The sequence below is a fragment of the Candidatus Eremiobacteraceae bacterium genome (genome assembly GCA_035295225.1).
Classification (GTDB): Bacteria; Vulcanimicrobiota; Vulcanimicrobiia; order Eremiobacterales; family Eremiobacteraceae; genus JABCYQ01.
Genome location: DATGJI010000016.1, coordinates 20,445 through 33,408, shown reverse-complemented (window position 1 = coordinate 33,408; position 12,964 = coordinate 20,445). Strand labels below are relative to the sequence as shown.

Sequence of the window (12,964 nt, the reverse complement as noted above, 5' to 3'; positions counted from 1 at the left end):
CGCTCCTATCCGATTTTGACGCCGACGCCCACGCCGTCGCCGACGGGCAAGATGACGGCGCGCAGCGATGGGTGTGACATGAATTGTGCATTGAAAGTTCTGATCCCGACGGTGCTGGGATCGTCGTCGCTCGACGGAGTGGCGGAGGCACGGTGGCTCCAAAGCAGATTATCTGCCACGACGATACCGCCCGTTCGTATGTGGGGCATGACAGCAGCTAGGTAAGCCGCGTATTCACTCTTCACCGCGTCGATGAAGACGAACTCGAAGCGCCGATCGCCCAAAGCCGCAATGACGGCGAGCGCGGGCTGTTCCACGACCTCGATTCTTTCCGATACGCCGGCTTCGCTGAAAAGTGCGCGCGCAGCCGCCGCTCGCCCGGCGTCCGGCTCGACCGTGAGGACAGTTGCTTCATCAAACGCCTGCGCCATCCACAGAGCCGAATAGCCGTTAGCAGTTCCCAATTCGAGAATGTTCTTCGGCTTTGCGAGCGTGACGAGGACGGCGAGCAGCCTCGCGCTCGCGAGGTCCAAGAGCGGTACCGAGTCGCGCTCGCACATCTGCTTCGTCCGCTCGAGCAGCGGAGCCAACTTCGGACTCAACGATTCGATGTAGGCGCCGTCGCGCGCGGCATCGCTTTGCGCGGGTTCGGAGGCGGCGGCGATCGCCGGCCTGAGGGCGGCCATGAGCTCGGCCGCGCGGCGCGCCCCGATCGCGAGTGTTGCGAATGCGGCGCGGTCTTCGTCCGCCTTCGACCGGCGCTCGCCGAGTTCGGCGCCCACAAGAATTCCGCCGACGGCATTTGAAAGGTCATGAAAATCTTCACGAGCGCCTCGCGTCACGAACCTCGCCCCTTTCGCACGACGATACGCACGACGCGGCGTGCGCGAGCGGATCGCCGCGCTGCATCGAGGACGCTCTGCACGCGCAGGCCATCCAGGAATGTCGGCGCGGTCGAACTTTCACCCCGCATCGCGGCTATCGCCTCGCCCAAGAATGAATAGAACGCGGGCACGAGGCGATGCGAACCCGGCGGGAACTTCTTGCGCGAGCGCGCGGGAGACGTCACTGGAATGGCCCCTTCGCCTTCGCGGACACCGAACAACTGACCGCCGTCGATCCGCAGCACGCCTTTCGTTCCGCTCACGATGATGGCTGAAGAGGCAGCTGCCGCGGTCGCGCATAGCTCGATCACCGAAATGGCGCCGTCGGCGTGGATCAGGCGGACACTCGCATTGTCGTCCGCATCGACGGTTCCGGCGGCACCTTGCCGCCGCGGCTGTTGTTTGACCTTCGTCGCGAGCGTGGCGTCGACTTCGCGCACCTCCCCGGCTATCGTCCGGCAGAAGTCGATAGCGTGCGATCCAAGCGCCCCCAAGATGCCGCCGCCGCATTTCGCCTGCGATTGCCAGCCGAAGCGGTAATCACCGCCTGCCGCCATCCAGCTCGAGCTGTCGACGAACGCGATGCGTTCGACGGTGCCAAGCCACCCGTCGTCGACAAGCTCGCGCATGCGCAGCCGCTCGGGCAAGAAACGGAACTCGTGGTCGATTAATCCGACGCGCTTTGCCCTACGCGCTGCCTCAACCATCGCCCGCGCCTCGCGCTCGTTCATCGCGAACGGTTTTTCGCAGATGACGTGTTTGCCGGCGCGCAGCGCTGCGATCGCGATCGGCGCATGAAGATGCGGCGGCGTCACGATGCTGACCAGCTGTACGTCGTCGCGTGCGATCGCCTTGCGATAGTCGTCGGTGAAGAACGGCACGCCGAACGTCTGCGCGGTCATGCGCGCACGATCCAACGATTGCGACGCGACGGCCGCGAGTCTGGTCTCGGGATGCGCGGCAAACGCCGGCATCTGGCAGCGCGCGCCGAATCCGGTTCCGATGACGGCGACCCCGATCTGTTCAGTCGGCATTAGTACCCATTCTCATAGCAACGAAAGCTGGTCCGGATCTTCGATCGCCGCGCGGCGCGCCTCGTCCGGCACGAGATCGCCGAATCGTCCGACAAAGTCTGCGATGCGTTTCAGGAGATGTCCGCGATCTTCGTCGCCCGCGTACTCCTCCAACAACGCTAGTTCGCCGCCCTCCCGCCGATAGACGTTCACTTTGTCGCCCACGACGACGCCCTTGTCGAGCAACGCCTGCGCTAAGCGGCGGTTCCCCGGCGCGCTAAACGTCTTCTGCGTCACCGATTCCCGGCGGGCAAACGCGATCGGTTCGAACCCGCCGGTACGAACGCGCTCCACGGCGTCGCGCACGAGCGGGGCAACGTCTACCTGCCGGCCTTGGATGAGCGCGGACGCGATGGCCCGCAGCAGAACGGCGCCGAACGGCTCGTCGCGATTTGACTTGAGCGCCGATCCGCGCAGCACGATCTCGCCGCCGGCGCGCTCGAGCGCGTATGTCTTCGCTTTGAGCGAGAGCATCGTTGGATACCGCTCTTCGACGACGAGGTTGAGACCCTCGCCGATCGCCGCATTCGCGCGCGCCACGATGCCCGCCGGATCGGCACCTGACGGCGGCACGAAGTATGCGCCGTCAGTGTCCGCTTCGATCACCAAGCACTCTTGCGCGCGCAGTTCGGCCACGATACGCTCAAGCACGGCGCGTCCGGCTTCCGTGATAGCGCCCGCCGCCGTCGCGTCGTTGAAATGCAGGCCGGTGGTCCCGAGAAAACCGTAGAACGAGTTGATCAAGATCTTAAAAGCGTTCTGCAACCCGTCGGCGGCGAGATCATCGCGGTTCTCGGCACGGGCGCGCTCCGCGCTGCGCTTCGCATCGATGCGGCGCTGACGCAACGCCGTCAGTAATGGAAGAAAGACGTCGAGGTCGTCGTCTTGCGGCTTGATGCCGCGCGATATCATGATGGACGGATAGAGGCTTTCGACGTCGCACTTGACGACGTTGCGGAACAATCCGGTCTCGAACGCGACGGTATATCCGCCCGCTACCGGCCCAACGGCCCGCGGCCGCGGGATCGAGTGGCGCGCGTGCAGATACGCGCGGACGAGCAGCCGTTCGATACGGCTGCCGATCCCCACCCATGCAAGGCCCTGCAGCGATTCGGGCACGAATTGCGCCTGGTAAAACTCATTCGGCGTCACGAGATTCGAAAGCCGTTCGGCGTCGCGCGCGTCGTCCAGGCAGTACGCCTTGAGTCGTCCGCGTTCGGCAGGGTCCGCCCAGAGACCGCGCATCTTCGACGCGTCGACCATCACGCGATCTTGTACGCCGATGCCGAGATGGCGGACGATCGATTTGAGTTTGTAGTTCGGCAGCCGGCGGCCGACATCCCAACGCAACGCGCCGAAGAACGTGTCGACGACCTGGCGGCCGTGAATGCGATAGTACTTGACCAGCATGCCGTTCTGACCGGAACGCCGGATGGAGTCGTCGCGCATGAGCGGCGTGCGGCCGTCGCGGCCGAGCAGCAGCGGAACGCCGGCGCGCCGAGCTCGCTCTTCAAGATACCAGAGGTCGAAATTGAAGATGTTGTGACCTTCGACGATGTCCGGGTCGCGCTCTCGGACGATGCGCGCGAACTCGGCGATGAGCGCGCCTTCGTTCTCGAACTCGTCGAGCGCGAGGACGCGCTCGTATCCGGTTGTGTCACGGACGCCGATGAGGCAGATCTCGGCGCCGTCTCTGTGCGGCAACACGTCGAGTGTCTCGAGATCGAACTGAAGACGTCGCAAATCCGTAAAGAGCATGCCTTTGTAGAACGTCTCGCCGCTCGCGACCAGGTGAGCCGTGATCGGATCGAGATAGACGAGACGCTGATCGGCGGCGAGATTCGCGGCGATGCTTGCGACGCGTGTCGCGTCTGCGGATGACCAGAGATGCCGCATCGGGTGGCGACCGGAAAGTTCGACGGACCCGTCAAGCGCCCGGCGCGCGACGAGCCACGCTTGCAGCGGCACGTCGGAGGACGTCACGCCGTTGCTGTCGCGACGATACGTCCGGGCGATTCCGGCTCCTGCGTCCGGTTCGATGGCCACGATTCCTTGCGTCGCGCCCGCCCCGGCGAGCAGTCCATCCATTGCGTTCACTGGCACGGGCCTTCCCTCGCGCCGCTTCGCCGTCCCTCTCGCGGGCGTTTTCGTCGCGGCGCCGTGCGCGGGAGGTCTTAGGACTGCGTGGGCGTGGGGGCCGGCGGCGGCGACGCGATGGGCTGATCGCTCGACAAGCCGATGGGCAGCGGCGCGAGGGATTCAGTCGGCGAGGGTGTGACCGCCGCGTACGGCGTGGGCGTCGCGCCTGAGTTGCCGCTGATCACGCCGCTCGGCATCGGAGCGGGGTGAAGCACCGGCACGGGCGATCCCGGTGAATAGACGTTGGCGGCATTCGCACGTTCGCCCATCTGGTTTGCGGGGATGCCGATTCCCGGCGAGATACCGGGGATCGGCGGCGTCCCCGCGACGAGGCCGACAAGTTTCACGATCCAGTGTGCGGTGAGCGAATACGAACCGTGCGTGCCATGCGCGTCGACGGCGTTGCCATTGCTGGTCAGCGAAAGGTCGGTTCCGACCAACAGGTGTCTGGCTGGTTGGAAATACGCTTCGCCGCTGAGCGCGCCTCCGCCGGTCAGCCGCACCGCGCCGAATTTAGAGAGTCGGGGTTGGCCCGCAATCGACGCGCCGCCGTTCAAGACGGCCTGAAGCAGCGTGTCTGCTAGCGTGCCCGATTTGAAATTCGCTTTGCCGTGCAGCTGCGCGCGCGCATGCGCGAACGGCAGCGCGAGATCTCCCGTGCCATGCCATTCTGTGCCGATGTCGAGCGACGACGCATCCAATCCGCTCAGCACGAGCGACGCCGGCGCAAATCCGTCAAATTCCGGCCGTGCGGCGCTTCCGTCGGCCGCGATGACCGGGCTATCGCTCGGCACGGCTGCAACGGAGCTTTGGCGCAGTGCGCCGGCTGTCGCGACCGCAAGTACCGGTGCCCCGTCGCCCGTGAACCCTTCGACCGTGAACGCCACGCTGCTCGCGTCGTGGAGCAGCGACGTCTGCGTGCCGATCGTTCCGTCAGCGCGAGCGAAACGCACCGTGAGCCGCGCGTCACGCGCAATCGCATAGACCTGCTGTTCGCCGGTTCCATATTCGTGGCCGGGCAAAAATATCTGACCGCCGAACGCGGCGATCGCCGCAGTGAGGATGAATCCGAGCGCCGCAGCAGGTGCGGCTCCGCTCGCTCGCACCGGTCAGCGGCCCGTCGCGATCGGGCTTGGAGTCTGCGCGGACGCGGGCACGGGAACTTGCGGCACCGGCGTGCTTGGGGCCGCGGTTGCGTCGGGCGATGCGGTCGCAGCGGCCGCTTGATTTCCGCCGCCTTGATCCCAAGACCGCAGCTGCAAGTTGACGGTCTCAGTTCTGCTTATGTGCTTGACGTCCGAGCCGGCGACCGCGATGTCTGTTTGTCCGCGCACGGCGCATCCGATCAACAAGCCGAGCGCCGCGTCGTAGTACACCGTGCCGCCGGTGGCCATCGTGCCGGCAGCCGGCGCGCCTGCGATCTGCGTTGCGAACTGCCCCTTCGCCGTCTGCTCGATCACGCTTGCTTGAAACGTCTGATACTTCTGCACGCCCGTGACGCGGCTGACGACCGTCACGGATTGGCCCTGCGCACTTGTCGGCACCGCCGCCTTCCATGTCGAACCCGACGCGAGCGCACGCGCGCCAAATCCTTTGCTGACGCCGTTGACATAGCCAAGTGCTTGATCGAGATCTTCTCCGAGCGACGGCTGGACGCCGTCCGCGCGGATCTCGCCTTCAGACGTCAGCGCGGCGCGCCACGATTGCGCGACGTCGATCGTCCGGCCATCTGCCGTACCTTGATAGTTGACTTTCAACAAACCGCGCGCGGTGCCGTCGGCGTCGATGCGATCGATGGCGAACGTCTCGGTGCCCGCGCCGCTCGCATCGCTATTCATCGAGGTGCGCGGGTCGGCGCCGATCGCGTGCATCTGCACTTCGAGATTGAAGTCGTAGATCAGCGTATTGCCCGGCGCGAACGAGCGCTGCTCGACCGTACCGGATGCGGCGCCAACGCAGAGAAGCGCGGCGGTGAACGTCGCGATCGCCGTGGCCGCTCTCGTTTGCGCGCCGACCATGACTGCAGGTTTGACAGCGAGCGCACCCAAACCCTCGCAGCATGCGCGCCGCTCGCTCGCCTTGCGATTGCGTCACGCGCGGTCGACGAATGTCCGCCGCGATCCTCTTCGCAGTCGCGCTCTCGTGGTTCTGTGCGGCTGTACCGGCGCGTGCAGATGATCCGTACGATTCACCGTTCGCCGCGGCAGTGCGGACGAGCACGCAGCGTTTCCGCTTGGCGATGTGGGCGCGCGCCGACGGCTACGTGCAGTCCACCGATACCATCCCCGGTGTCGGCGTCATGTACACCGACCACGATAATTTCAATCCGCCGGACCTTGCGCATCCCACCGTGCTCATCTTCAACGAAGCCGATCAGCTCGTCGCGTGCGGCTATCAGTTCATGGCGGGCAGCATGCCCCCGGCCGATTTCGCCGCCGTGCCCCCCGGCGCGTGGTACACGATTCCGCGACATCTGCACTACAACATAACCGTGGGCGACAAGACGTATTTCGCGCAAGCGGCGTGGGATGACGATGCCAAACCCACAGCACCCGAACTCATAAAGCGTGGACTGATGCCGCCCGACGGCACGCTCTTATTCGCGTTCGTGCACCCCGCGACGCGCGCGCTGCTCGTGTGGGCTTGGCTGCCGAACGCCGCGGGCTTGTTCGCCGGCGAGAACTCGCTCTTGCCGTAAGACGTGACAAACTCACAGATCGCCGCGCGGCTCGCTGAGATCGCCGCGCTCATGGAATTCGACGGCGAACCGTTCTTCAAGATCAAGGCCTACGAACGCGCCCAGCGCAGCCTCGAAGATGCCGAGACCCCCGCGCGTGAGATGATCGCCGCGCACACGCTGACCGAACTGCCGGGGGTGGGTGCTGCGATCGCGAAAAAAATCGACGAGATCGATCGCACCGGCACGTGCCCTTATCTCGACGAACTGCGCGGCAAGTTTCCGCCCACGATTCTCGAGCTGCTGGGCGTTCCCGGCATCGGAGCGAAGACAGCCGTCTCGCTGTTCAGAGATCTCGGCGTCACCGGCATCGCCGATCTTCGGCGTGTCGTCGAAGACGGCTCCATCGCGAAACTGCCGCGGCTCGGTGCAAAGGGCATAGAGAACCTGCGCGCGGCGCTCGCGCAGCTGCAGGAGCGCACCAAACGAATGCGCCTTGGCGACGCGTGGCCGTTAGCCCAAGCCATCGTCGCAGCGCTCGCCGAAAGCGGCCTTGCCAAGAACGTCACCGTAGCCGGGAGCGCTCGCCGTATGGAGCCGACCGTCGGTGATCTGGATATCATCTGCACGAGCGCACGCGGCGCTGCGGCGCTCGAGTTCTTCACGAAGTTGCCGCAAGCAGAACGCATAGTGGGCCGCGGCGAGACAAAAGCGACGATCTGGGCGTCGCCGGGTATTTCCGTCGACTGCCGCGTGGTGCCGCACAAGTATCTGGGAAATCTCCTCCAACATTTCACCGGCAACAAAGCGCACAACGTTTTGCTGCGTGAGTACGCGAAGGGGCGCGGCCTCAAGGTCAGCGAGTACGGCATCGAGGATGTGGAGACGGGCAAAGTCCGCGCGATGAAGACGGAGGAGGAAGTCTACGAGGCGCTCGGCATGCAGTACATCCCGCCGGAACTGCGCGTTGGCTTGGACGAGATCGACCGCGCTCGCTCGCGCTCTCTGCCCGACCTTATCTCGCTTGCCGACATCCGCGGCGACCTGCATGCGCACACGACGTGGAGCGACGGGTCGCGCAGCATCGAAGAAATGGCCAGGGCCACTGCCGAGCGTAAGCGCGAGTATCTGTCGATCTCCGACCACTCACCCGGCCGGGCGGTCGCGCACGGCCTCGACGAGAAGCGGCTCGCCCAACAGATCGCTGCGATCAAAGCCGCGCGCGACTCGTACGGCGTGCACCTGCTCTGCTCGTCCGAAGTTGATATCCGAGCGGATGGCTCGCTCGACTGGCCCGATGCGACGCTTGCGAAGTTGGACATCGTCGTCGCGTCGATCCATTCCGCGTTCTCGCGCACGAAGGAAGAGCAGACGGAGCGGCTGCTCAGGGCGATCCGAAACCCGTACGTGAATATCATCGGACACCCGACCGGCGCGCAGATCGAAAAACGGGCCGGTTATGAATTCGATATAGACGCCGTTTTTCGCGCAGCGGCGGAAACCGGAACGGCCCTTGAGATCAACTCCAATCCGATGCGGCTGGATCTCAACGCGTCGCTCGCGCGGCGCGCGAAGGAACTGGGCTGCACGATCGCCGTCGACACCGATGCGCACAGCATCGAATGGCTCGATCACATGTTCTACGGCGTCGGCACCGCACGCAAAGCGGGCTTGACGAAGGCCGACGTGTTGAACGCGCGCCCGCTTGCCGGCGTTCTCGAGTTCGTCAAGCGAAAACGCCTAAGATAGGGCCGATTAGCATGGGCCCCTTCAGAACACCCCGAGGCGCGCGAGCAGTTCGGGTGACGGTTCAAAACGCGGGTTGACATAAGGGCCTTGGAAGTAGCCGTGGTAGTCGCTGCCGCATGTCCCCAGCAGCCCGCGATCGCGCGCGATCGCGACAAGTCCATCTTGAACTGCGCGATCGTATGCGGCGTAGTTCGCTTCGACAGCATCCATGTCGTCCAAGAGCGCGGCCCAGCCGGATCCTTCGTCGATGCGAAGCGGATGCGCGAGCACGGCGATGCCTCCCGCTGCGCGGATCATTGCGGCGGCAGCGGCTGGCGTGGGAAGCTCCGCGTACGCAGAGGCGGGCAGAGCGCGAAAGAACGCGCTGAACGCTGCGTGCACGCGCTTGGGATCACCGCTTTCAACATTGCGGTCGCACAGCCGCTCGATGAGCACCGGCAAGCGAACGGCGCCGCCGGCGAAATCGCGGTCCCACGACACGTCCTGGCCGCCGCTTTCGAGCGCCGTCACCCAGCGGCGCTGATTTCGCGCGAAGTTATCGCGAGCGAGCGAGCACGCCCTCGTGAGGCCGGCATCCCCGTCGCGAAATCCCAAACCCAAGACGTGGATCACGCGGTCCATCGCATACGTCGTCATCTCGATGCCGGGTACGAACGTCACGCCGAGGCCGGCACATCGCCTTCGGGCTTCCGCATGACCGGCGGTCGTGTCGTGATCGGTGAGCGCAAGGAGAGAGACGCCTTCGGTGCAGACCGCGTCCACGAGAGCGCTGGGCGACAGTTCGCCGTCGCTCTCACAGCTATGGAGGTGGAGATCCGCGTACAATACAGATTCGGACTTGTGGCGGCCGCTACGCCCCGCCGAAGCGGCGCGCGCGCCGGCCGAAGTCGGCGACAGCAAGCGCCAGCGTCTCGCGCGTGAAGTCGGGCCAGTAGACGTCGGTCATCCATAGCTCGGTGTACGCGACTTGATAGAGGAGGAAATTCGACAGCCGCGCTTCGCCGCCGGGGCGGATGAGGAGGTCAGGGTCCGGCAGATCGTGCGTGTGGAGATACGAGCCGATGGTATTCTCATCGATGGATCCGGGATCCAGCGATCCGGCGGCCACGTCGCGTGCGAGCGCTCGCGCCGCATCGCCGAGTTCCGACCGGGCGCTGTAGTTGACCGCAAGATTCAAAACCGTTCCGGTGTTGCCGGCGGTCTTCTCGACGAGGTCCGCGAGCGCGCGGCGCGCGGCGGACGGCAACGCCTCGGGATGCCCGATGATACGCACGCGAACGTTTTCGCGAATCAATCCCGCAAGCTCGTTACGCGCGAACGCGCAGCACAAGTCGAATAACACGGAGAGTTCCGCGTCGTCGCGCTTCCAGTTCTCCGTCGAGAATCCGTAGACGGTCAGGTATTCGATGCCGAGATCGCTGCATGCGGTCGTCGCCTCGCGCAACGAGATGATCCCCCTGCGATAGCCTTCGACGAGCGGCAGTCCGCGCTCGCGCGCCCATCGGCGATTTCCGTCCATGATGATCGCGATGTGACGCGGCAGCTGATCGGGTACGATCGCAGTCGCCGGAGCGATTTTTCTGATGATCATCGTCACGTCGTGACCAGACGCGGAAGCGTGCGGCCTCGCGTCGTCGATTGCGAGTCCTCGGCGCGCACGTGGACGTCGCGCACGACGGACTCCAATTCATCCACATATGCGAGAAAGCGAGCGCGGCCGCTCTTCGTTATGCGGCAGACGCTTGTCGGCCGGCCGGACCCCGTGTGACGAGCGATCGTGACGATGTCGACCTCCGAAAGCGCATGCAGGTGCCTGCTCAGATTGCCGTCGGTGAGCCCGCACGATTCTTGCAGTTCGGTGAAACTCAAGCCGTCCGGATGCGCGATCAAGCACGTGCAAACGGCAAGCCTGCCGCGCTCGTGAAAGATCCTCTCCAGTCCGGCGTATGCAAACGGCGCATCGGCCGGCTGGCCGGCGTTCGATTTGCGTGCGGTTTTCCTGGCGCTCATGCTGTTTGACGAGACTCCTCTTCGCGGGCGAGAACGTAGCCGATGTACGTCTGGATGACGCCGAAACCGATCGGCATGACCCACCACGAGAGCGGCAGTGCGGGATACGGTGAGAGCAGCAACGCGACGCCGAGGCAGGCGAAAAGCGCGCCGGCCGAGACCACCGGTTGCGGAACCATGGAGCGCGATGCGAACAGGCCGACTGCGTAACACGAATACCAGACGCCTGGGAGCATCGCATACATGTTGTGAAAGGCGAGCGCAGCACTCAATACTGCGCCGAGGATGACCGCCGGCAAGATGCTCAGGCCCGCGGTGCGCGTCTGGCTGCGCGCCTGCAGGCCGGCCGTTCTCGCATACCAGACGGCCAGCGCGCCGTAGTTGACGACGAGCGCGACGCCGAGACACGCCGACCAGATCGAAAGGTAAATGTAGATCTCTGACGCGCTTTGCGGATTCGGGGCGAGGACGAGCTGCACAAATCCGGCGCCTACGGCGCAGAGCCCGCTGAAGGCTGCGGCGGGACCTGAATAGCCGCGAAACTGCTGACAGTTCGCGAGGCGGTCTCGAACTTCAGCGAGATCTGCCAGCGCGCGCTCGACTTCCATCTAGCCAATTACTTTGCGAGACAAAGCGTACGCTCCTGTGCGATCGGCGCGGCCGATGCGAGCAGGCCGTTCGACCTTTGCACGACAATATACCCCATACCCCTATATGAGCCCGGGCCTTGCGGACAGCCGCTCGCTCTTTACATCGTGCGCGGGCAAGGGTACGATTGACGAGCGGGCACAGCGCATACCCCCGCCGCCCAGGAGCGGACCACCCGTGCAAAATCCGGCGTCCAAAGACAAAACGGCTCTCGTTTCGCGATTGCACAAAATCGAGGGTCAGGTCCGAGGGTTGGCGCGCATGGTCGAGTCGGACGAGTACTGCATCGACATCCTCACGCAGATCGCGTCCGCGCGCTCCGCGTTGGAAAACCTCGGCATGGTGTTGCTTCAACAGCATGTCGAAGGCTGCGTGCGCGACTCGCTCAAACCCGACACCGGCCCCGAGCGGGTCGAAGAACTTATCGCAGCGGTCAACCGCTTTATCAAGACATAGCGAAGGCAGGAGTACGAGCGAATGGATCTCGACAGCGTTATCATCTACCACGGCGGTCAGTTCAAGGCGTACGGCGACGCGCGGGTCGGCCTGCTCACGCACGGACTCAACTACGGCACCGGGTGCTTTGAAGGCATCCGCGGCTATTGGAGCGCCGCGGATAATCAATTGTTCTTCTTCCGTCTCGCCGAGCACTACGATCGCATGCGCTCGTCCGCGAAGCTGCTGAAGCTCGCGCTGCCCGAAGATACCGAAGCGCTCTGCCGCCACACGGTGGAGCTCGCGCGCCGCAACGACTACCGCCAAGACGTCTACGTGCGTCCTATCGCATTCAAATCGTCCGAAGAGATCGGCGTCCGGCTGCACAACGTCAAAGGCGATTTCGCGATCGTGGCGGTGCCGCACAAATCGTACTTCGATGCTTCCAAAGGATTGAAGGTCGGCGTTGCGTCGTGGCGGAGAATCGACGACAACAGCGCGCCCGCTCGCGCGAAGTTGACCGGCGTCTATGTCAGCTCGGCGCTCGCAAAGACGGAAGCGGTTGAGAACGGCTTCGATGAGGCGATACTGCTGTCGTCCGACGGTCACGTATCTGAAGGAAGCGCCGAGAACCTGTTCATGGTGCGCGGCGGGCGCGTCATCACGCCGCCAGTGACCGACAGCATATTGGAAGGCATCACGCGCGACACGCTCATCGAACTCTGCCGCAACGAATTGAACATCGAAGTGGTTGAGCGAAGCATCGACCGCAGCGAGCTCTATGCGGCCGAAGAGCTGTTCTTCTCTGGCACGGCCGTCGGCGTGGGACCGGTCATAGAAGTCGATCGGCGGCAGGTGGGCGACGGCACCATCGGACCGATTTCGACTGCCCTCGGCGATCTCTATGCGAAGGTTTCGCTTGGCAAACTCGCGCGGTACCGGCAGTGGGTCACCCCGTGCTTTCCCTCGCTTGTAGCAGGGGCTGTCTAAGGGTTTGCTCCCCCGGAAGGCCGATGTAAGCGTCCTCCCCCGCCAAAAGCTAGGGGCCGGCATGTAGCCGGCCCCTTAACTTTCCACGATACGGTAATTTAGCAGTCCATACGATACGATATCAATCTAGAAGGTGTGATGGAGGTCACTTGTGAAGGCGGGGACCATCATCGAGCGCTTGCTGTTTAGACAGCAGTCGTTCGGAGACAGTTTCGAGGACGGTTGAAACCGGACTGACGCTGCCCAAAATTCGAACGGTATGACTACCGGTCGAATTTCGCGACAGCCGGGTCCGAGACTCTCGAATCCCGAGACCGCCGTGGGCCGGCGATCTCGAGAGACGGAGTCAGTAAAGGACG

At 64.3% G+C, this 12,964-nt stretch carries 13 protein-coding genes; 4 read left to right on the top strand and 9 right to left on the bottom strand.

Features of this window, described 5'->3' with window-relative positions:
- Positions 1–5: 5 nt before the first annotated feature.
- From VKT51_02050 to VKT51_02030, 5 genes are all read right to left on the bottom strand, one after another.
- Positions 6–842 carry an O-methyltransferase gene (locus tag VKT51_02050; GenBank protein ID HLJ82943.1) on the bottom strand — a complete coding sequence of 279 codons (837 nt, stop codon included), beginning with the start codon at positions 840–842 and terminating at the stop codon, positions 6–8.
- On the bottom strand, positions 839–1,918 hold the full coding sequence (locus VKT51_02045; protein ID HLJ82942.1) for a Gfo/Idh/MocA family oxidoreductase: 1,080 nt from the start codon (positions 1,916–1,918) through the stop codon (positions 839–841). Before VKT51_02045 ends, VKT51_02050 begins: the two co-directional genes overlap by 4 nt.
- A gap of 12 nt (positions 1,919–1,930) precedes the next feature.
- Positions 1,931–4,060 carry a 3'-5' exonuclease gene (locus VKT51_02040; protein ID HLJ82941.1) on the bottom strand — a complete coding sequence of 710 codons (2,130 nt, stop codon included), beginning with the start codon at positions 4,058–4,060 and terminating at the stop codon, positions 1,931–1,933.
- Between the two features lie 71 nt (positions 4,061–4,131).
- Positions 4,132–5,202: a hypothetical protein gene (locus VKT51_02035; protein HLJ82940.1), complete on the bottom strand. Its 1,071-nt coding sequence runs from the start codon at positions 5,200–5,202 to the stop codon at positions 4,132–4,134.
- A 3-nt stretch (positions 5,203–5,205) separates the two neighbouring features.
- Complete coding sequence (locus tag VKT51_02030) at positions 5,206–6,114, bottom strand: hypothetical protein (GenBank protein HLJ82939.1); 909 nt, start codon at positions 6,112–6,114, stop codon at positions 5,206–5,208.
- 89 nt (positions 6,115–6,203) lie between these two features.
- Here VKT51_02030 and VKT51_02025 point away from each other — a divergent pair, with 89 nt between their 5' ends.
- Positions 6,204–6,794, top strand: a complete 591-nt coding sequence (locus VKT51_02025) for a hypothetical protein (GenBank protein ID HLJ82938.1) — start codon at positions 6,204–6,206, stop codon at positions 6,792–6,794.
- 3 nt (positions 6,795–6,797) lie between these two features.
- A complete protein-coding gene (gene polX / locus VKT51_02020) occupies positions 6,798–8,522 on the top strand; it encodes a DNA polymerase/3'-5' exonuclease PolX (GenBank protein ID HLJ82937.1) in 1,725 nt (574 codons plus the stop codon).
- A gap of 21 nt (positions 8,523–8,543) precedes the next feature.
- On the opposite strand, the gene VKT51_02015 is transcribed toward polX, so the two are convergent.
- From VKT51_02015 to VKT51_02000, 4 genes are read right to left on the bottom strand one after another with little or no spacing between them, the layout of a single operon-like run.
- Positions 8,544–9,347, bottom strand: coding sequence for a PHP domain-containing protein (locus VKT51_02015; GenBank protein HLJ82936.1), 804 nt, complete (start codon positions 9,345–9,347; stop codon positions 8,544–8,546).
- Between the two features lie 25 nt (positions 9,348–9,372).
- Positions 9,373–10,113, bottom strand: coding sequence for a polyprenyl diphosphate synthase (uppS, locus tag VKT51_02010; GenBank protein HLJ82935.1), 741 nt, complete (start codon positions 10,111–10,113; stop codon positions 9,373–9,375).
- A 2-nt stretch (positions 10,114–10,115) separates the two neighbouring features.
- Positions 10,116–10,532: a transcriptional regulator gene (locus tag VKT51_02005; protein ID HLJ82934.1), complete on the bottom strand. Its 417-nt coding sequence runs from the start codon at positions 10,530–10,532 to the stop codon at positions 10,116–10,118.
- A complete protein-coding gene (locus VKT51_02000) occupies positions 10,529–11,140 on the bottom strand; it encodes a hypothetical protein (GenBank protein ID HLJ82933.1) in 612 nt (203 codons plus the stop codon). Before VKT51_02000 ends, VKT51_02005 begins: the two co-directional genes overlap by 4 nt.
- 217 nt (positions 11,141–11,357) lie before the next feature.
- Between VKT51_02000 and VKT51_01995 the strand changes: the two genes are divergently transcribed.
- Both VKT51_01995 and VKT51_01990 read left to right on the top strand, forming a co-directional pair.
- Positions 11,358–11,636, top strand: a complete 279-nt coding sequence (locus tag VKT51_01995; protein ID HLJ82932.1) for a metal-sensitive transcriptional regulator — start codon at positions 11,358–11,360, stop codon at positions 11,634–11,636.
- Positions 11,637–11,657: 21 nt separating this feature from the next.
- Positions 11,658–12,605 (top strand): branched-chain amino acid transaminase, encoded by a 948-nt coding sequence (locus VKT51_01990; GenBank protein ID HLJ82931.1) that lies wholly within the window; start codon positions 11,658–11,660, stop codon positions 12,603–12,605.
- Positions 12,606–12,964 lie beyond the last annotated feature (359 nt).